Raw genomic sequence first — 19,399 nt, forward strand, 5'->3', positions numbered from 1 at the left:
CCTGGGGCCGCGTGGGTGGGCGGTGGGACAGCGGCGCGGCTAACGCAGCCTCGCCAAGGCTCGACAGCTGCTACGCGTTATCCTACTGAAGTTGTGTAGATACTTATGGCCATCGGGGGCAAGCCCCCTCCCACATTTTTGATCTTCACTGGGCTCGGCTCAGCGTTTGCTGATGCTCCATTACTCCAGCCGTAACGATCCACCGCCCAGCTTGATTGATGGCCCCCCGAATCACTCCTAAGGTACAGCCCACGACAGCAACCCGTGGAGCGACCATGACAACAACAATAACCCCCGACTCGCGCTGGACGCGGCGGCGTGACGAGAAGCAGCGGCGGCTCGGGCTGGTCAAAAAATACGCAGATGGGGCCGTGTTGCCCAGCGACAGGATTGTCGAGGCGCTTGAGGCGCTGATCCTTCCCGGCGACCGCGTTGTACTGGAAGGCAACAACCAAAAGCAAGCCGACTTCCTCTCGCGCTCCCTGGCCAAGGCCGACCCGGCCAAGCTCCACGATTTGCACATGATCATGCCCAGCGTCGGGCGGTCCGAGCATCTGGACCTGTTTGAAAAGGGCATCGCGCGCAAACTCGACTTTTCCTTCGCCGGCACCCAATCCCTGCGCATCAGCCAGTTGCTCGAAGACGGCCTGCTGGAGATCGGTGCGATCCACACCTACATCGAACTCTATGCACGGCTGGTGGTGGACCTGATTCCCAACGTCGTACTTTCCGCCGGTTTCATGGCCGACCGTGCCGGCAATATCTACACTGGCGCCAGCACCGAAGACACTCCCGCGCTGATCGAACCCGCCGCGTTCAGCGATGGCATCGTAATCGTGCAGGTCAACCAGTTGGTGGACGACGTCACCGATTTGCCCCGCGTCGACATCCCCGCCAGTTGGGTGGATTTTGTGGTGGTGGCCGACAAGCCGTTCTACATCGAGCCGCTGTTCACCCGCGACCCGCGCCATATCAAGCCGGTGCATGTGTTGATGGCGATGATGGCGATCCGTGGCATTTACGAAAAACACAATGTGCAATCGCTCAACCACGGTATCGGCTTCAACACCGCCGCCATCGAATTGATCCTGCCCACCTACGGTGAATCCCTGGGCCTGAAGGGCAAGATCTGCCGCAACTGGACCCTCAACCCGCACCCCACGCTGATCCCCGCCATCGAAAGCGGTTGGGTGGAAAGCGTGCATTGCTTCGGCACCGAACTGGGCATGGAGAACTACATCGCCGCCCGCCCGGATGTGTTCTTCACCGGCCGCGACGGATCGATGCGTTCCAATCGGATGTTCTGCCAATTGGCCGGCCAATACGCGGTGGACCTGTTTATCGGCGCCACCCTGCAAGTCGACGGCGACGGCCATTCCAGCACCGTGACCCGTGGCCGCCTCGCCGGTTTCGGTGGTGCGCCGAACATGGGCCACGACCCGCGCGGTCGCCGCCATGGCACGCCGGCGTGGCTGGATATGCGTCACGACGATGCGCCGGTCGCGCTGCTGGAGCGCGGCAAAAAGCTCGTGGTGCAGATGGTCGAGACCTTCCAGGAAGGCGGCAAGCCCACCTTCGTCGACACGCTCGACGCCGTGGAAGTGGCGCGTAAAAGCGGCATGCCCCTGGCGCCGATCATGATCTATGGCGACGATGTCACCCACCTGCTCACCGAAGAAGGCATCGCCTACCTGTACAAGGCGCGGTCCCTGGAAGAGCGCCAGGCGATGATCGCCGCCGTCGCCGGGGTGACCGCCATCGGCATGCGCCATAACCCCAAGGACACCGCGCGCATGCGCCGCGAAGGCCTGATCGCCTTGCCCGAAGATTTGGGCATTCGCCGCACCGACGCCACCCGCGAGTTGTTGGCCGCCAAAAGCGTGGCCGACCTGGTGGAGTGGTCCGGTGGCCTGTACAACCCGCCCGCCAAATTCAGGAGCTGGTAAATGCGCGCCCTCAAACTGCACGAACTCAGCCTCGCGGATCGCCTGGCGGATATGGCCGTCGATGCGCTGATCGATGAAGCCGACCTGTCGCCCAAGCCTGCCCTGGTGGACCGTCGCGGCAACGGCGCCCACACTGATTTGCACCTGGGGCTGATGCACGCGTCGGCGCTGTCGCTGTGGCCGATGTTCAAGGAAATGGCGGAGGCCGCGCTTGAATTCGGTGAAGTCGGCTTGCCCCTGCGCGAAGCCCTCGGCCGTATCGGGCGCGAAGGTGAACAAGCGATGCTCGCCACCACCCACGGCGTGAACACCCATCGCGGTGCGATCTGGGCCCTCGGCCTGTTGACCGCAGCGGCCGCGCTGGAGCCCGGCGCCATACCACTGAACGCCGCCAGACTCGCCCTGCTCAACGACCGCTACGCCCCGCAACCCCTGAGCCACGGCGCCCAGGTCGCCCAGCGCTATGGCGCGCGCGGTGCCCGTGAAGAAGCGCAACTGGGCTTCCCGTCGGTGCTGCAACGCGGCCTGCCGCAACTGCATAAAAGCCGCCAGCAAAACGTCGGTGAACAGAACGCGCGCCTGGACGCCTTGCTCGCGATCATGACCGACCTGGCCGACACCTGCGTGCTCTACCGCGCCGGCCTGGAAGGCCTGCATGCCATGCAGCGCGGCGCCCAGGCCGTGCTCGACGCGGGCGGCAGTGCAAGCCTCGCCGGGCGCCGCCAATTGCATGAGCTGGACCACCAACTGTTGGCCCTGAATGCCTCCCCCGGTGGCGCCGCCGACCTGTTGGCCGCCTGCCTGTTTATCGACCGCCTCGACGGAGCGTTGTGATGGAAACCTTATCCTTTGAATTCCCCGCCGGGCAGCCGCCAAAAGGCCGTGCGCTGGTGGGTTGCGTCGGCTCTGGCGACCTGGAAGTGCTGCTGGAGCCGGGCACGGCCGGCACGTTGAGCATCCAGGTACAGACCTCGGTGAATGGCGCCGAACAACGCTGGCAGCACCTGTTCGAACGCATCTTCCAAGAGCAGACACCACCGGCCCTGAACATTGATATTCACGATTTCGGCGCCACCCCCGGCGTGGTGCGCCTGCGCCTGGAGCAGGGTTTCGAGGAGATCGGCCATGACTGACTTGCTCGCCAAACACAGCTTCGTGGAACTGGGTGCGCGGCAGCGGGCCAAGGCCTTGTTGGATGCCGGCACCTTTCGCGAACTGATCGACCCGTTCCAGCGCGTCATGTCGCCCTGGCTCAGCCGCCAGGGTGTGGTGCCTCAGGCCGATGACGGCGTGGTGATCGCCAAGGGCAGCATCGGCGACTTGCCTGTGGTGATTGCAGCCATTGAAGGCAACTTCCAGGGCGGCAGCCTCGGTGAAGTGGGCGGCGCGAAAATCGCCGGTGCCCTGGAGCTGGCGGCCGAAGACAACCGCATGGGCATCCCGACCCGCGCGGTGCTGCTGCTGGAAACCGGCGGCGTGCGCTTGCAGGAAGCCAACCTCGGCCTGGCCGCGATTGCCGATATACACGCGGCGATTGTCGACCTGCGCCAGTACCAGCCGGTGATCGGCGTGGTGGCGGGCAGCGTGGGTTGCTTCGGCGGCATGTCCATCGCGGCCGGGCTGTGCAGTTACCTCGTCGTCACCCGTGAAGCGCGCCTGGGACTCAACGGCCCGCAAGTGATCGAGCAGGAAGCCGGCCTGGAAGAATACGACTCCCGCGACCGTCCCTTTATCTGGAGCCTCACGGGCGGAGAGCAACGCTTCAACAGCGGCCTGGCCGACCGTTACGTGGCCGACGATGTGGCGCAGATCCAGCAGACTGTCAGCGCGTTGTTGCAGCAAGGCGTGCCCGCCCAACAACGCAGTCGCCAGGCTGATTATTACCTCACACGCTTGGCCGAGTTGGACGCCGTACCGCAAATCGACCCGGCGACGGTGCGCGAGCTGTATCAAGGAGAACGCTCATGAGAGGCTTGCAGTGGTTCAACGCCTTGAGCGCCGGCGCTCCCCCTGTAGACGGTTTGCCCGCGTCGCTGAGGGTTGCCGACGGTGTGTTGGGTGAGCAAACGGTGCGCTTTGTCGCCGTGGTCACCGACGCGCAAAACCGCTTCCCTCGGGCGCGCAATGGTGAAGTCGGCCTGCTCGAAGGCTGGGGCCTGGCCAAGGCCGTCGATGAGGCCATCGCCCGAGGCGACAAGCGCCCCATCATCGCCATCGTTGATGTGCCGAGCCAAGCCTACGGTCGTCGCGAAGAAGCCCTCGGCATCCACCAGGCCCTGGCCGCTGCCGCCGACAGCTATGCGCGGGCGCGCCTCGCCGGCCACCCGGTGATTGCGCTGCTGGTGGGCAAGGCCATGTCCGGTGCGTTCCTGGCCCACGGTTACCAGGCCAACCGTCTGATTGCCTTGCGCGATCCCGGCGTAATGGTGCACGCCATGGGCAAGGCTTCCGCCGCGCGGGTGACCCTGCGCAGCGTTGAAGAGCTGGAAGCCCTGGCCGCCAGCGTGCCGCCCATGGCCTATGACATCGACAGCTATGCCAGCCTCGGTTTGCTGTGGGAGACCTTGTCGGTCAGCCAGATAGAACAGCCCACCGCGGACGATGTAGCGCGGGTCAGTGATTGCCTGGTGAATGCGATCAAGGATGTTGGCTGCACCGATTTGCGCGAGCGCCTCGGCGCGCCTAATCGCGCTGCTTCCAGCCATGTTCGCCAACTGCTGCGGGAACAATGGTGAACGCCCACGACTTGCTCTGGGGCATGACCCCGGCGCATGTGCCCGCCGACGCACCGGCCTGGGTGCTGGAGGCGCTCGGCGCCGGCCACCCGGTGGTGGTGCGCCGCGCCATTGCCGAACCGGGTTATGTGGCGGTCGGCGTGCGCGGGCGTTTGCGTGAGCAACGCTTTGCCGCGCGGATGCCACTGGCGGCGGTGCAGCGGCGGGTGATACCGGAAGCGTTGCGCGGGGTGATCTCGCCGAGGGATTTACCCGCGTTGCGTACGCTCGACCAACTGCGGCCGGTGCTGGCGCAGGAGACGTGGGGCGTCACAGGCAGCGCGGGTTTCGAGTTGGCCAGTGGGATTGAAGCGCTGCATGCCGAGAGTGATCTGGATTTGATTTTGCGCACGCCCGAGCCTTTGGCCCGAGGTGAGGCTGAAGACCTCCTGGCGATGCTTGATAGGGCTGAGTGCGCCGTCGACCTGCAACTGCAAACCCCGTTCGGCGCCGTCGCCTTACGCGAATGGGCCAGCGGCTCACGCCGTGTGCTGCTGAAAACCGCCAGCGGCGCGCATCTTGTGCTCGACCCTTGGCAGGCCGTGGCATGAGCAGCCTTCTGGTGTTTCCGGGGCAGGGGGCGCAGCGACCCGGCATGCTCCAGTCGCTGCCCGAACCTGTGCTGGAAGAAGCCAGCGATGCCCTGGGCGAAGACGTGCGCCTGCTCGATTCCGCGCAAGCCCTGGCCAGTACCCGCGCCGTGCAGCTGTGCCTGTTGATCGCCGGCGTGGCCCACGCCCGTCTGTTGGAGCGCACCCCGGATTACGTGGCGGGCCTGTCCATCGGCGCTTACCCGGCAGCCGTCATCGCTGGTGCCCTGGATTTTGCCGATGCGGTAAAACTGGTGAACCTGCGCGGCGAACTGATGCAAAGCGCTTATCCACACGGCTACGGCATGACCGCGATCATCGGCGTGGAGTTATCCACCGTCGAAAAAATCCTCGCCGACATCCACTGCCCCGAAACCCCGGTGTACCTGGCCAATATCAACGCCGATAACCAGAGCGTGATCGCCGGCAGCGACGAGGCCATGCAGCGTGTTGCCGCGCGCATCAAGGGCAACGGCATCGCCAAGCGCCTGGCTGTCAGTGTGCCATCCCATTGCGCGCTGCTGGAGCGTCCGGCCGAGGCCCTGGCCCAGGCATTTGTCCCGCTCAAGGTGCCGCGCATCACCTACCTGAGCAGCACCCGCGCGCGGCCGATCCACAATCCCGAACAATTGCGCGACGACCTGGCCTTCAACATGTGCCGCGTCGTTGACTGGCGCGGCACTGTGCAAAGCGCCTACGAGCGCGGTGTGCGCCTGCAAATCGAACTGCCCCCGGGCGCCGTGCTCACCGGCCTGTCACGCCGGGTGTTCGAACAAGGCACGGTGATCGCCTGCGAAGGCGCACGCCTGGATACCTTGCAGGCCCTGCTGGAAGAGGAGGAGCGCCGCCACCGATAAAGCACCACCCAAGGCTGTCGAAGCACAAAAACAACAATTTCGATCGAGCACTTCGAGGACAACAACAATGATTATTTACGGTGTGGCATTGCTGGCGATCTGCACGCTTGCAGGCGTGATCATGGGCGACATGCTCGGCGTGTTGCTCGGCGTCAAATCCAACGTGGGCGGGGTAGGGATCGCCATGATCCTGCTGATCTGCGCCCGCCTGTGGATGCAAAAACGCGGCGGCATGACCAAGGAATGCGAGATGGGCGTGGGCTTTTGGGGCGCCATGTATATCCCCGTGGTGGTGGCGATGGCGGCGCAACAAAACGTGGTGACCGCCTTGCACGGCGGCCCGGTCGCGGTGCTGGCGGCGATTGGTTCGGTGGTGGTCTGTGGTTGCACCATCGCCCTGATCAGCCGTACGCACAAGGGCGAGCCTCTGCCTGCCGAAGAGCCGCTGATCGTGCCTGCGGGAGGTCGCTGATATGTGGGATCTCATCGAAAAAGGCTTGGAACATAATGGCCTGATCACCGCGTTTGCCTTTGTTGGCGTGGTGATGTGGATTTCCGTGGTGCTGTCCAAGCGCCTGACGTTCGGGCGTATCCACGGCTCGGCGATTGCCATCGTCATCGGCCTGGTCCTGGCCTGGGTGGGCGGCACCATTACCGGCGGGCAAAAAGGCTTGGCCGACCTGGCACTGTTCTCCGGAATCGGCCTGATGGGCGGCGCGATGCTGCGTGACTTCGCTATCGTTGCCACGGCGTTTGAGGTGCAAGCCACCGAAGCGCGCAAAGCCGGGATGATCGGTGTGATTGCGCTGCTGCTGGGCACGATCCTGCCGTTTATCGTCGGCGCCAGCATGGCCTGGGTGTTTGGCTATCGCGACGCGATCAGCATGACCACCATCGGCGCGGGTGCCGTGACCTACATCGTCGGCCCGGTGACCGGTGCGGCGATTGGCGCGACCTCGGATGTGATGGCGCTGTCCATCGCGACCGGGTTGATCAAGGCGATCCTGGTGATGGTCGGCACACCGGTGGCGGCGCGTTGGATGGGCTTGGATAACCCGCGTTCGGCGATGGTGTTCGGTGGCTTGGCCGGCACCGTGAGCGGCGTGACGGCAGGGCTGGCGGCGACGGATCGGCGCTTGGTGCCGTATGGCGCGTTGACGGCGACCTTCCATACCGGGCTTGGATGTTTGCTTGGGCCTTCGTTGCTGTACTTTATTGTGCGTGGGTTGGTTGGCTAGCTTCGGAAGTTGTGTTGTCTGGTTTGGCCTCATCGGGGGCAAGCCCCCTCCCACATTTTGAATTGCGAACACATTCAAGTGTGGGAGGGGCGGTGCGACGATTCGACTTGCCTCCGATAGCGGTCTCAGGCCTGCCGATTGGCATACATCCGACACTCCGCCAGCAACGCCAGCAAGTTCGGATCGCGCTCCTTGGCCTTCAGAAACACCACCCCGATATGCTGCTGCAACCGATACCTGGGTTGCAGCGGTATCAGCTTCACGCGGTTCTCGTACACCGCCGCAATCCGCCCCGGCAACAACGCATAACCCACCCCCGAGCTGACCATGCTCAGCAGTGTGAAGATGTCATTCACCTGCATCGCCACCTTCGGCTCGAACCCCGCCTGTTTGAACACACGGTTGCCGTCCTGGTGAGTCGCGAAGCCTTGGGTGAGGGTGATGAAGGTGGCGTCGCGCACGTCGGCCAGGTCGATTTCCTGGTCGCGGTCGAAGGGCGAGTCGGCCGGGGTGGCGAGGAAGATGTCATCGGAGAACAGCGCAATCTGTTCGCAGTCGGGGTCGTTGGCGTGTTCGTCGAGGGAGATGAGGATCGCGTCGACTTCCATGTTCTTAAGCTTGTACAGCAGGTCGAAATTGGAGCCGAGGATCAGGTCGATATTAAGTTCGCTGCGTCTGATTTTCAGGCCCATGATCAGTTGCGGCACGGTCTTGACCGTCAGCGAATACAGCGAGCCGAGCTTGAAGCGTTCGGCGGAGAAACCGGCGGCTTCGCGGGTCAGGCGAACGCTGTCGACCACATCGGCGATCAGTTTCTGTGCGCGCTCTTCGAGGACATACGCGCTTTCCAGCGGGGTGAGGTTGCGGCCCTCGTGTTTGAACAGCGGGCAGCGCAGGGCATTTTCCAGGGAGTGGATGGCGCGGTGCACGCTGACATTGCTGGTTTGCAGTTCGGCGGCGGCGCGGGCCAGGTTGCCGGTGCGCATGAATGCCAGGAAGATTTCCAGCTTTTTGAGGGTGAACTCTTCGTCGATCAGCATGGCCGTGGGCTCTTGTTCGAATGCGTCCGATTGTGCCCGCAAAACCGTGTGGCGTCCTCGGAACGTCACAAGACGCTTGCACTCTTATGCGCAAGGCTGGACGCTTGCCAGCCAGTTCCAGCGGCTACAGGAGGTCAGTGACAGATGTATCACGGGGAACGATTCAACGCCTGGAGCCATTTGCTCGGTGCAGTCGCGGCGTGTATTGGCGCCGTGTGGATGTTGGTGGTGGCGAGCCTGGATGGCAGCCCCTGGAAGATCGTCAGCGTGGCGATTTATGGCTTTACGCTGATGGTGCTGTACAGCGCGTCGACCGTGTACCACAGCGTTCAGGGACGGCGAAAGGAGATCATGCAGAAGGTCGATCACTTTTCGATCTACCTCTTGATCGCCGGCAGCTACACGCCGTTTTGCCTGGTGACGCTGAGAGGCCCGTGGGGCTGGACGTTGTTCGGTATCGTGTGGGGGCTGGCGGTGATCGGCATCCTGCAAGAGATCAAGCCGCGCTCCGAGGCGCGCATCCTGTCCATCGTGATCTACGCGGTGATGGGCTGGATCGTGCTGGTGGCGGTCAAGCCGCTGATCGCCGCGCTGGGGACGGCGGGGTTTACCTGGCTGGCGTCGGGCGGGGTGCTGTACACCGTCGGCATCATCTTCTTTGCCCTGGAGGATCGCCTGCGGCATTCCCATGGGATCTGGCATTTGTTTGTGATCGGCGGCAGCTTGCTGCACTTTGTGGCGATCATGCATTACGTGCTTTGAAGGTGGAAGGGAGCTTCGGTGTCCTTAGATGCGCGCCAATAACTCGCATGCCCGCTTGCCCAGGATCTCCAGCAGATTGGCCAGCATATGCGGCGGCGGTTCATCGGCGCGGGTCAGGGCGTACAGGGTGATCGGCAGCGGCGGGGTGAGGGTGCGGATGCAGGTGGTGGCCGTTGAGGCGCCCAACGCCGTGAACGGATCGATCACCGTCAAGCCGGCGCCCGATTCCACCATCGCCCGCGCCAGGGAATAGGTTTGCACCGAGATCGTCACTCGAGGCGGTGGGTCGACGTTCTCCAGGTAGCTGTCCAGCTTGGCGGCCAGCGGATCAGCACTGGAAAGCCCAATCAACGGCGCACCTGCCAGATCGCTCAGCGGCAATGGCCGGCTGATTTCAGCCGCCGACCAATAGCCCGTGGACGCCAGGGCCACCAATACACCGTTGGCGAGCACCTGTGTGGTCAACCCGGGATGGCCGGAGAAGTTGAGGGTCAAGGCCAGGTCAATCTCGCGCATCAACAGCTTTTGCACCAGCTCGCGGCTATGGTCGCTGGACAGCTCGCACGCGATGTCCGGGTAGTCGCGTTTCCATTCCAGAATCGCCGGTGGCAGCAGCGACAGCGCCAACGCCGGGATCGCACCAATCCGCACGCTTTGCCCTGGGGCGCGACGCAAGCTCTTGGCCAGGCGCCGCACGCCTTGCAGGCTCTCGGTGACTTTTTCGACCTCGCTTTCCAGTGCCAGGGCCTCCGGCGTGGGCTGCAATTTGCCGCGCACCCGCAGGAACAGCGGAAAGCCCAGCTGCAGTTCGGCATGCTGCAACACCTTGGTCACCGCTGGTTGCGACACATGCAGCAACTGCGCAGCGGCGCTGACGGAGCCGGTCTGGCGGATGGCCTGGAAGATTTCGATATGACGCAAGCGCATGGCAAGTCCATAACCTTTGTTTATAGGTGATCCATCTTTATTCATTGTCGGTGGCCTGTCACCTGCGCCTACGCTTGAGCCTACTTATTCAAGGGCTCGGGGATTGGTATGGTCAGGCAGGTTTGCATCATTGGCGGTGGGGTTATCGGCCTGGCGAGCGCGTATGCGCTGGTGCGTGCCGGCCACGAAGTGACGGTGATCGATGCGCGCGACACCCTGGGCAGCGAAACCAGTTTCGCCAATGGCGGGCAATTGTCCTACCGCTACGTCGCGCCACTGGCTGATGCGGGGGTGCCGCTGCAGGCAATTGGCTGGTTGCTGCGTGGTGACTCGCCGTTGAAGCTGCGCCCACGCCTGGACCCTCAGCAATGGCGCTGGATGGCCGCCTTCATCGGCGCCTGCCGGGGCTCGGTGAACAAACGCAACGCCACCCATTTGCTGCGCCTGGCGAGCCTGAGTCAAAACACCTTGCAGCAATGGCGCGTCGACGACCGCCTGGATGCTTTCAACTGGCGGCGTAACGGCAAGCTGGTGACCTTTCGCGATGCCGATACCTTTGAGCGGGCACGCGGCAAGGTCACCGACATCCTGCAACAACAAGTGCTGTCGACGCTCGATTGTGCCCGCCTGGAGCCGGCGCTGGCGCAGGTGGCGGGTGAGTTTGTCGGTGGTATCTACACGCCCAATGAGGAAGTGGCGGACTGTCATGCCTTCTGCCAACAGCTGGCGGCACGCCTTGAATCGTCGGGGCGCTGCACCTTTTTGCTGGGGCGCAAAGTCACCGGGATTCGCCACGCCGACGGCGCGGTACAGGCCATCGAGTTGGGCGGCGAAGTGATGCCGGTGGAAGAACTGGTGCTGGCGGCCGGTCATCGCAGCGCCGAGTTGGCGTTGCCGGGCCTCTCTCTGTCGTTGTATCCACTCAAGGGCTACAGCCTCAGCGTACCGATTGGCGCGCAGCACCAGGCGCCGAATGTGAGCATCACCGACTACGACCGCAAGATTGTCTACGCGCGCATCGGCGAACAACTGCGGGTGGCGGCCATGGTGGATATTGTCGGCTTTGACGCCTGCCTTGAGCCCAAGCGCCTGGCGTTGATGAAGCGTCAGGCGGTCGAGACATTTCCTACGGCCGGTGACTACGCCCATGCCGTGGAATGGGCCGGTATGCGCCCGGCCACCCCGACCGGCGTGCCGCTGATTGGCGCCAGCGTCTATCGCAACCTGTGGCTGAACCTGGGCCACGGGGCCCTTGGCTTTACCCTGGCGTGCGGCAGCGGCCAATTGCTGGCCGAACTGATCGGTAACCACCTACCTTCCATTGATATGCAGGGCCTGGCGCCCCGCGCCGCGTGAGGACTCATCCATGACCATCAACCGAATCAGCAGCAACGACCGACTGTCCGGCGCCGTCACGTTCAAGGATCTGGTATTCCTGTCGGGCCAGGTGCCCGGCGAAGGCCTGGATGTGGCGACACAAACCCGCGAAGTGCTGGCCAAGATCGACGGGCTGCTGGCCCAGGCCGGCAGTGACAAGGACCATCTGCTGAACGCGACCATTTACTTGAAAGACATCGGCAGCGGTTTCGCGCCGATGAATGACGTATGGGCCGCCTGGCTATCGCCGGGGATGGCGCCGACGCGCACCACCTTGCAGGCGGAACTGGCGCGGCCGAGTGTGCTGGTGGAAATCAGCGTGATTGCTGTACGTAAATAACGTCAAAGACCAACGGAGAATAACAATGAAAAAAATCCTGTTGACCGGCTGCACCCTGGGCCTTTTGCTGGGGGCACACGCCCACGCCAACCAGGCGCCGCTGGACGGTACGCTGGGCAAGATCGCCAACGCCAAGTCCATCACCCTGGGCTATCGTGATGCGTCGGTGCCGTTTTCCTATGTGGGCGATCACAGTGGCAAGCCGATGGGCTATTCGGTAGACCTGGCCAGCAAGATCGTCGAGCGTATCCAGCAGAAAACCGGGGTGGCCGACCTTAAGGTGAAGTACAACCTGGTGACCTCTCAAACGCGCATTCCGCTGGTGCAGAACGGCACCGTCGACCTGGAATGCGGCTCCACTGGAGTCACGGCCGAGCGGCAGAAGCAGGTGGCATTTTCCTACGGGTTTATTTACGTGAAAGGCCAGTTGCTGACGGCTAAAGACAGCGGCATCAAGAGCTTCGCCGACCTGGCGGGCAAGAACGTGGTGACCACCGCCGGCACCACCAACGAGCGTTTTCTAAAGAGCTACAACGCCGAGCACAAGAGCAATATGTTCGTGATCAGCGCCAAGGACCACGGCGAGGCATTCAAGATGCTCGAGACGGGCCGCGCAGCCGCGTTCTACATGGACGATGCATTGCTCTACGGCGAACGCGCCAAGGCCCGCGACCCACACAACTGGGTGGTGGTCGGCGAGGAACAGTCGCGGGAGATCTACAGCTGCATGGTGCGCAAGGATGACCCGCAGTTTCTTGCGGTGGTCAACGAGACCCTCGGCGACCTGTACCGTTCGGGGGAGATCAACGGGATTTACCAGCGCTGGTTTGAACAGCCGATTCCGCCCAAGGGCTTGAACCTGGAATTCCCGATGACCAGTGAGTTGAAGGCGATCATTGCCAAGCCGATCAGCGATCCGGTGGAGTGATCACCTCCTCCAAATGTGGGAGGGTTAGAAGTCGCCCCAGAGTTGTTGTGCAACCGCCAGCGCGACGACGGGCGCAGTCTCGGTGCGCAACACACGCGGGCCGAGGCGGGCGGCGTGGAAGCCGGCGCCTTGGGCGGTGTCGACTTCGGAGTCGGTCAGCCCACCCTCCGGGCCGATCAGAAACGCCAGGCTCGCAGGCTTGGCATGGCTGACCATCGGCTCGGCCACCGGGTGCAGCACCAGCTTCAGGTCTGCTTCGGCCTGCTTTAACCAGTCTGCCAGCAGCAACGGCGGGTGAATCACTGGCACCGTCGAACGCCCGCATTGCTCGCACGCGCTGATCGCCACCTGGCGCCAGTGCAGCAGGCGTTTGTCGGCGCGTTCGTCCTTGAGGCGTACTTCGCAGCGGTCGCTGAAGATCGGCGTGATGGCGTTGACGCCCAGCTCGGTGGCTTTCTGGATCGCCCAATCCATGCGCTCGCCCCGGGACAGGCCCTGGCCGAGGTGGATGTGCAGCGGCGATTCGGCCTGGCCGGCGAAGCTTTCCGTCAGCTGCACGGTGACGCGTTTTTTACCGACTTCCAGCAGGCTGCCCAGGAACTCCTGACCGGAACCGTCGAACAATTGCACGGCGTCACCTTCGCCCATGCGCAGCACGCGACTGATGTAGTGCGCCTGGGCTTCGGGCAGCTCGTGATCGCCGAGGCTCAGCGGGGTGTCGGTGAAAAAGCGGGACAGTCTCATTTCTGTTCTCTGAAAAAAGGTGTAGGTGTGCCGGCAATCAACCCGGATCGCGGAAGCCGGGGTGGAAGTCCTTCGGCACCGCAACACTGACTTTGCTGTTGGTGGCGATGTCGATGCCTTCGCTGGCAACGTCGGCGAGGAAGTCGATCTGCTCCGGCGTAATCACATAGGGCGGCAGGAAATACACCACGCTGCCCAGCGGCCGCAACAGCGCGCCGCGTTCCAGGGCGTGTTCGAACACCTTCAGGCCACGGCGTTCCTGCCACGGGTAAGCGGTCTTGGTGGCCTTGTCCTGGACCATCTCGATGGCCAGCACCATGCCGGTCTGGCGTACTTCCGAGACATGCGGATGGTCGACCAGGTGCGCCGTTGCCGTGGCCATGCGCTGGGCCAGGGCCTGGTTGTTTTCGATGACGTTGTCTTCTTCGAAAATATCCAGGGTCGCCAGGGCCGCCGCGCACGCCAGCGGGTTGCCGGTGTAGCTGTGGGAGTGCAGGAAGGCGCGCAGGGTCGGGTAGTCGTCGTAGAACGCGTCGTAGACGTCATCGGTGGTGACCACGGCGGCCAACGGCAGGTAGCCGCCGGTGAGGGCCTTGGACAAGCACAGGAAATCCGGGCGGATGCCGGCCTGTTCACAGGCGAACATGGTCCCGGTGCGCCCGAAGCCCACGGCGATTTCATCGTGGATCAGGTGCACGCCATAGCGGTCGCAGGCTTCGCGCAGCAGCTTGAGGTACACCGGGTGGTACATGCGCATGCCGCCGGCGCCCTGGATCAGCGGTTCGACGATCACGGCGGCGACGGTATCGTGGTGCTCGGCCAGGGTCTGTTCCATGGCCAGGAACATGTTGCGCGAGTGTTCTTCCCAGCTCATGCCCTCGGGGCGCAGGTAGCAATCCGGGCTTGGCACCTTGAGGGTGTCCAGCAACAGCGCTTTGTAGGTCTCGGTGAACAGCGGCACGTCGCCTACCGACATCGCGGCGATGGTTTCGCCGTGGTAGCTGTTGGTCAGGGTGACGAAGCGTTTTTTATTCGGCAGGCCACGATTGAGCCAGTAGTGAAAGCTCATCTTCAGCGCGACTTCGATGCAGGACGAACCGTTATCGGCATAGAAGCAGCGGGTCAGGCCCTCGGGGGTCATCTTTACCAGGCGCTCGGACAGTTCGATCACCGGCTGGTGGCTGAAACCGGCGAGGATCACGTGTTCCAGTTGGTCGACCTGGTCCTTGATGCGCTGGTTGATGCGCGGGTTGGCGTGGCCGAACACGTTGACCCACCAGGAACTGACGGCGTCGAGGTAGCGCTTGCCTTCGAAGTCTTCCAGCCATACGCCTTCACCGCGCTTGATCGGGATCAGCGGCAGTTGCTGGTGGTCTTTCATCTGGGTGCAGGGATGCCACAGCACCGCGAGGTCGCGTTGCATCCACTGGTTGTTCAAGCCCATCGGTGATCTCCTCGAAGCGGTCCTGCGAGCGGCGCAGGCGAAACAATCGCGCAAGCCTATGCAATGGTGGCCCGGGTCACAAGCCATTGTGGGGAATTCGGGGTAAACGTAGGACGGACTGTCACGTTTCTTGGGAATAGTCCTTAATCCTTGGTTAACTTATTGTGCATACGCTCTTGATCGTATTTCTCGATATTTCAAAGCAAAATTTTCCGCTTTAATTCGATAGGTAAATCGCTAGTCTTGGGCGCAGCTCTTACGGGATTAAGTACATGCAGCTACGTAACTCACCGGTCCGTTATGGCTGGGTCAGTATGGTTTTGCACTGGGGCGTGGCCCTGGTGGTATTCGGTCTGTTCGCCCTGGGCTTGTGGATGGTCGGGCTCGACTATTACAGCGCCTGGCGCAAAGACGCGCCGGACCTGCACAAGAGCATTGGTATCACACTGTTCGCCATCATGCTGGTACGTATTGTCTGGCGCCTGATCAGCCCGCCGCCTCCGCCGCTGGCCAGTTACAGCCGCTTGACTCGCATCGGTGCCGCGTTCGGCCACGCGTTCCTTTATCTCGGGCTGTTTGCCGTGATGATCGCCGGTTACCTGATTTCCACCGCAGACGGTGTCGGTATCCCGGTGTTTGGCCTGTTTGAAATTCCTGCCGTGGTTTCCGGTCTACCGGACCAGGCAGACACCGCCGGCGTGGTGCACCTGTACCTCGCCTGGGTGTTGGTAGTCTTCGCCGGCTTGCACGGCGTGGCTGCGTTGAAACACCACTTTATCGATCGTGATGCGACCCTCACGCGAATGCTGGGGCGCAAAGCCTGATGTTCAACCTCGACTCACAAGGAATAGAAAGCATGTTGAAAAAGACACTCGCTGCTCTGGCAATCGGTACGGCCCTGCTGTCGGCAGGCCAGGTGATGGCCGCTGACTATGTGATCGACAAGGAAGGCCAGCACGCCTTCGTCGATTTCAAGATCAGCCACTTGGGCTACAGCTACATCACCGGTACCTTCAAGGATCTGGACGGCAAGTTCAGCTTTGACGCCGCCAAGCCAGAAGACGCCAAGATCGAAGTGAATGTTCGCACCGCCAGCGTGTTCTCTAACCACGCCGAACGCGACAAGCACGTCAACAGCAAGGACTTCCTGGATTCGGGCAAATTCCCTGACGCCAAGTTCGTCTCCACCAGCGTCAAGCCAACCGGCAAGAACGCTGATGGCAAGCAAACTGCTGATGTGGCTGGCGACCTGACCTTCCACGGCGTGACCAAGCCTATCGTGGTCAAGGCTACGTTCCTGGGCGAAGGCAAGGATCCATGGGGCGGCTACCGTGCCGGCTTTGAAGGCACCACCACGATCAGTCGCAAGGAATTCAACCCGGGTGGCATGGACGTAGGTCCACAGTCCGACGGCGTTCAGCTGTACATCACCTTTGAAGGTGTTAAAGCGAAGTAACTTTCGCCTCGCACACAAAAATGCCCCGCATCTTTCGATGCGGGGCATTTTTTATGGCGCTTTGAAACTCAGCGGTTGCGGGTCAGCAGTGCTGGTTTTTCACCACGAGGACGGCCTGGCAGTTGATCCAACTGCTCGGGTGTCGGGAAGCGATCAGCTTTCGACTCCTTGTGGATGATCTTTGGCGCCGGACCACCACGTGGGTTCTGCACGGCTGGCTCGGACAAACGCGGCTGGTCGTCACGGGCCGGGCGGCGGTTGTTGCTGCGCGAATCTTCGCGACGCGCCTGGCCGTCACGCGGTGCACCGTTACGCGGGCCGCTGCGCTTGGCCGGTGGGGTGCCGGTCGTGCCGCCGCTGCTGTTGCGTGGACCGTTCTGACGACCGCCCTGAGGCTGGCCGCCACGTGGAGCGCCAGTCCCGGCAGCTGCGCCCGGTGCCGGAGCACCTGGACGACGGCCACGACCCTGGGCCGGTTTGGCCTGGGGCACGTAGTCCACGCGGTTGCCGAAGTTATCCACGTCGTCGTCGAGGAACTCGTCCGGGGCGCGGTCGGCTGCGGCACGTGGCGGTTGGCTCGGTTGGCGCTGTTCGCGGGCCGGGGTGCCTTCACGGGGCTTCTGCTCGCGGGCCGGGCGTTCGCCACGACCGTTGGTTGGCGCTTTTTCCTTGCCGCCCTTGTCCTTGCCCTTGTCGCGACGACCACCACCGCCGCCGCCGCCGTTCGGGCCATCGCCCTTCGGACCGCGTGGGTTACGTGGGTTACGCACGTCCGGACGCTCGCGCACTTCAGGCTTCTCGGCCTCAACGGCGCTGGCATCGAAGCCCATCAGGTCGCCGTCGGCGATTTTCTGCTTGGTCATGCGTTCGATGCTTTTCAGCAGTTTCTCTTCATCCGGTGCGACCAGGGAAATGGCTTCGCCAGAACGCCCGGCACGGCCGGTACGGCCGATACGGTGCACGTAGTCTTCGTCGACGTTTGGCAGCTCGAAGTTGACCACGTGTGGCAGTTGGTCGATGTCCAGGCCGCGTGCGGCGATATCGGTGGCGACCAGGATGCGCACTTCACCGGCCTTGAAGTCGGCCAGGGCTTTGGTGCGCGCGTTCTGGCTCTTGTTACCGTGGATGGCGACGGCGGTGAGGCCGTGCTTGTCCAGGTACTCGGCCAGGCGGTTGGCGCCGTGCTTGGTGCGGGTGAACACCAGCACCTGTTCCCAGGCGCCGGCGGTGATCAGGTGCGCCAGCAATGAACGCTTGTGGCTCGCGGCCAGGCGGAATACGCGTTGCTCGATACGCTCGACCGTGGTGTTCGGCGGCGTGACTTCGATGCGCTCCGGGTTGTGCAGCAGCTTGCCGGCCAGGGCAGTGATGTCCTGGGAGAACGTCGCGGAGAACAGCAGGTTCTGGCGTTTGGCTGGCAGGCGGGCGAGGACCTTCTTCACGTCATGGACAAAGCCCATGTCGAGCATGCGGTCGGCTTCGTCCAGCACGAGGATTTCCACGTGGGACAAATCGACGCTGCCTTGGCCGCACAGGTCGAGCAAACGACCGGGGCACGCCACCAGCACGTCAACACCACGGGACATGGCCTGAACCTGTGGGTTCATGCCGACGCCGCCGAAGATGCAGGCGCTGACGAACTTGAGGTCGCGGGCATACAGCTTGAAGCTGTCGTGCACCTGGGCGGCGAGTTCGCGGGTAGGGGTCAGGACCAGTACGCGCGGTTGGCGCGGGCCGTGACGCTGGGATTTGTCCGGGTGACCGTTGGGGAACAACCGCTCCAGAATCGGGAGGGCGAAGCCGCCGGTTTTACCAGTACCTGTCTGAGCCGCAACCATCAGGTCGCGACCTTGCAACACGGCGGGAATAGCCCGCTGTTGCACCGGAGTAGGCTCGGTATAGCCCGCTGCCTCGATGGCGCGGACTAAAGCCTCGGAGAGACCGAGGGAAGCAAAGGACATGAGTAATCCTGTTTTAGTTAGGGCTTGGCCCAAAGGGATAATCTTGCCAGGCGTGAATGGCGCTTAGGGGAGCGCAATCCCGTCCGGTCCTGCTGCGTCTGGCGGGCACTCCACCGGCTCGCGCGGGCTGAAAGCTGCGCAGTAGCGGGGTTGGGTGCCTTTTTCAGGACCTCAGCGGCCGGGCGTAAGCCTGGCGGAAAGGCCGGAGTATAACAGAGCAATCACTGTGCGCCGCTTTCCTGCTGCTCAACGGTGTGTCCGGAGGTTGAAATGGCTTGGATTCCACCATATTTGGCGCTTAAAGCGGCGTAGGCCGGTTCCTGTTTGAAGCGCTTGAGCTCGGCGGCAAAGCGTTGCACCAACAGGTCCATCCCCGCGCCACGGCGTACGGCGAGGTATTGCTGTAGGCGGCTGACCACGATTGGGGCCTGGCTGACCTTGTCTTCCAGGCCCATCGCTTTGATCACATGCCGGCCGACCCGGCGGTCGGTGATCAGCAGGTCGATGCGCCCCAGCAGCAATTTACCGAAGTTGGCCTCATGGCTGGGGGCCGGCTCGCGGTTGAACAGGGTGGAGTCGCTGAATGGCGTGCCGTACAGGTAGCCTGGCGAGGTGCCGACAGTGAGGCCGCCCAGGTCGTCAAGGCTCTGGGCCGGGTGAGGGCGCTCGTTGGCGTAGAACATCACAAACTCCACTTCCGACAACGGTTCGCTGGGGTACAACAGCAGGGCGTCGCGGTCGTGACTGTGGAAAATATCCAGTGCGCCATCGGCATGACCCTGCTCAAGCATGGCCAGACAGCGCTTCCAGGGCAGGAACTGCCATTGCACATCGATCCCCAGGCGCTGGAACACGATCACCGTGGTTTCGTAGTCCAGTCCATGCATGGCGCCGTGCTCTTCATACACATAAGGTGCCCAGGGCTCGGTGACAATGCGCAATTTCTCGCCATAAGCGGTCAGGCTCAAGCAAGTAAAAAGCGCAACGGTCAACAGCTTCAGAATGACGGGCATGC

At 62.9% G+C, this 19,399-nt stretch carries 21 protein-coding genes; 15 read left to right on the plus strand and 6 right to left on the minus strand.

Annotated features, from left to right (window positions below):
- The first annotated feature begins 275 nt into the window (after window positions 1-275).
- The 9 genes from mdcA (at window position 276) to madM (ending at window position 7,405) form a co-directional block, all read left to right on the plus strand.
- On the plus strand, window positions 276-1,946 hold the full coding sequence (mdcA, locus tag AB1462_RS28730) for a malonate decarboxylase subunit alpha (protein WP_367248638.1): 1,671 nt from the start codon (window positions 276-278) through the stop codon (window positions 1,944-1,946).
- On the plus strand, window positions 1,947-2,780 hold the full coding sequence (locus AB1462_RS28735; RefSeq protein ID WP_090401669.1) for a triphosphoribosyl-dephospho-CoA synthase: 834 nt from the start codon (window positions 1,947-1,949) through the stop codon (window positions 2,778-2,780). It abuts the gene before it with no gap.
- The gene (locus AB1462_RS28740) at window positions 2,780-3,079 is read left to right on the plus strand and encodes a malonate decarboxylase subunit delta (protein ID WP_090401670.1); all 300 of its coding nucleotides are present in this window, start codon (window positions 2,780-2,782) and stop codon (window positions 3,077-3,079) included. The genes AB1462_RS28735 and AB1462_RS28740 overlap by 1 nt, the downstream gene beginning before the upstream one ends.
- Window positions 3,072-3,914: a biotin-independent malonate decarboxylase subunit beta gene (locus tag AB1462_RS28745; RefSeq protein WP_259193905.1), complete on the plus strand. Its 843-nt coding sequence runs from the start codon at window positions 3,072-3,074 to the stop codon at window positions 3,912-3,914. The genes AB1462_RS28740 and AB1462_RS28745 overlap by 8 nt, the downstream gene beginning before the upstream one ends.
- Entirely contained in the window at window positions 3,911-4,681 is a 771-nt protein-coding gene (gene mdcE, locus AB1462_RS28750; protein WP_090401671.1) for a biotin-independent malonate decarboxylase subunit gamma, read from the plus strand. Before AB1462_RS28745 ends, mdcE begins: the two co-directional genes overlap by 4 nt.
- Complete coding sequence (locus AB1462_RS28755) at window positions 4,675-5,271, plus strand: malonate decarboxylase holo-ACP synthase (RefSeq protein WP_367248641.1); 597 nt, start codon at window positions 4,675-4,677, stop codon at window positions 5,269-5,271. The genes mdcE and AB1462_RS28755 overlap by 7 nt, the downstream gene beginning before the upstream one ends.
- The gene (mdcH, locus tag AB1462_RS28760) at window positions 5,268-6,167 is read left to right on the plus strand and encodes a malonate decarboxylase subunit epsilon (RefSeq protein ID WP_367248643.1); all 900 of its coding nucleotides are present in this window, start codon (window positions 5,268-5,270) and stop codon (window positions 6,165-6,167) included. Before AB1462_RS28755 ends, mdcH begins: the two co-directional genes overlap by 4 nt.
- A gap of 67 nt (window positions 6,168-6,234) precedes the next feature.
- Window positions 6,235-6,639, plus strand: coding sequence for a malonate transporter subunit MadL (gene madL / locus AB1462_RS28765; RefSeq protein WP_027606068.1), 405 nt, complete (start codon window positions 6,235-6,237; stop codon window positions 6,637-6,639).
- Between the two features lies 1 nt (window position 6,640).
- Complete coding sequence (gene madM / locus AB1462_RS28770) at window positions 6,641-7,405, plus strand: malonate transporter subunit MadM (RefSeq protein ID WP_058426582.1); 765 nt, start codon at window positions 6,641-6,643, stop codon at window positions 7,403-7,405.
- 125 nt (window positions 7,406-7,530) lie between these two features.
- Here the strand turns inward: madM and AB1462_RS28775 are convergent, their stop codons facing one another.
- Entirely contained in the window at window positions 7,531-8,445 is a 915-nt protein-coding gene (locus tag AB1462_RS28775) for a LysR substrate-binding domain-containing protein (RefSeq protein WP_090401674.1), read from the minus strand.
- 144 nt (window positions 8,446-8,589) lie between these two features.
- Between AB1462_RS28775 and AB1462_RS28780 the strand changes: the two genes are divergently transcribed.
- On the plus strand, window positions 8,590-9,207 hold the full coding sequence (locus AB1462_RS28780) for a hemolysin III family protein (RefSeq protein ID WP_090401675.1): 618 nt from the start codon (window positions 8,590-8,592) through the stop codon (window positions 9,205-9,207).
- A gap of 24 nt (window positions 9,208-9,231) precedes the next feature.
- Here AB1462_RS28780 and AB1462_RS28785 read toward each other — a convergent pair whose 3' ends face one another.
- Entirely contained in the window at window positions 9,232-10,134 is a 903-nt protein-coding gene (locus AB1462_RS28785) for a LysR substrate-binding domain-containing protein (RefSeq protein ID WP_090401676.1), read from the minus strand.
- Between the two features lie 108 nt (window positions 10,135-10,242).
- On the opposite strand from AB1462_RS28785, the gene AB1462_RS28790 reads away from it, so the two are divergent.
- From AB1462_RS28790 to AB1462_RS28800, 3 genes are read left to right on the plus strand one after another with little or no spacing between them, the layout of a single operon-like run.
- Window positions 10,243-11,490, plus strand: coding sequence for a D-amino acid dehydrogenase (locus AB1462_RS28790; RefSeq protein WP_090401677.1), 1,248 nt, complete (start codon window positions 10,243-10,245; stop codon window positions 11,488-11,490).
- A 10-nt stretch (window positions 11,491-11,500) separates the two neighbouring features.
- Window positions 11,501-11,851, plus strand: a complete 351-nt coding sequence (locus AB1462_RS28795) for a RidA family protein (protein WP_090401678.1) — start codon at window positions 11,501-11,503, stop codon at window positions 11,849-11,851.
- Between the two features lie 25 nt (window positions 11,852-11,876).
- Window positions 11,877-12,779 carry a transporter substrate-binding domain-containing protein gene (locus AB1462_RS28800; protein WP_090401679.1) on the plus strand — a complete coding sequence of 301 codons (903 nt, stop codon included), beginning with the start codon at window positions 11,877-11,879 and terminating at the stop codon, window positions 12,777-12,779.
- A gap of 24 nt (window positions 12,780-12,803) precedes the next feature.
- Here AB1462_RS28800 and AB1462_RS28805 read toward each other — a convergent pair whose 3' ends face one another.
- Both AB1462_RS28805 and AB1462_RS28810 read right to left on the minus strand, forming a co-directional pair.
- The gene (locus tag AB1462_RS28805; RefSeq protein ID WP_259193907.1) at window positions 12,804-13,523 is read right to left on the minus strand and encodes a 16S rRNA (uracil(1498)-N(3))-methyltransferase; all 720 of its coding nucleotides are present in this window, start codon (window positions 13,521-13,523) and stop codon (window positions 12,804-12,806) included.
- 37 nt (window positions 13,524-13,560) lie between these two features.
- The gene (locus AB1462_RS28810; protein ID WP_146371559.1) at window positions 13,561-14,967 is read right to left on the minus strand and encodes an adenosylmethionine--8-amino-7-oxononanoate transaminase; all 1,407 of its coding nucleotides are present in this window, start codon (window positions 14,965-14,967) and stop codon (window positions 13,561-13,563) included.
- Between the two features lie 272 nt (window positions 14,968-15,239).
- On the opposite strand from AB1462_RS28810, the gene AB1462_RS28815 reads away from it, so the two are divergent.
- Window positions 15,240-15,791 (plus strand): cytochrome b, encoded by a 552-nt coding sequence (locus AB1462_RS28815; RefSeq protein WP_367248647.1) that lies wholly within the window; start codon window positions 15,240-15,242, stop codon window positions 15,789-15,791.
- 32 nt (window positions 15,792-15,823) lie between these two features.
- Entirely contained in the window at window positions 15,824-16,423 is a 600-nt protein-coding gene (locus AB1462_RS28820) for a YceI family protein (protein ID WP_090401681.1), read from the plus strand.
- A 68-nt stretch (window positions 16,424-16,491) separates the two neighbouring features.
- On the opposite strand, the gene AB1462_RS28825 is transcribed toward AB1462_RS28820, so the two are convergent.
- Complete coding sequence (locus AB1462_RS28825) at window positions 16,492-18,384, minus strand: DEAD/DEAH box helicase (RefSeq protein WP_259193908.1); 1,893 nt, start codon at window positions 18,382-18,384, stop codon at window positions 16,492-16,494.
- 221 nt (window positions 18,385-18,605) lie between these two features.
- A complete protein-coding gene (locus tag AB1462_RS28830; protein ID WP_367248649.1) occupies window positions 18,606-19,397 on the minus strand; it encodes a substrate-binding periplasmic protein in 792 nt (263 codons plus the stop codon).
- Window positions 19,398-19,399: the final 2 nt, after the last annotated feature.

This window comes from Pseudomonas sp. SB113 (genome assembly GCF_040754745.1).
Classification (GTDB): domain Bacteria; phylum Pseudomonadota; class Gammaproteobacteria; order Pseudomonadales; family Pseudomonadaceae; genus Aquipseudomonas; species Aquipseudomonas grimontii.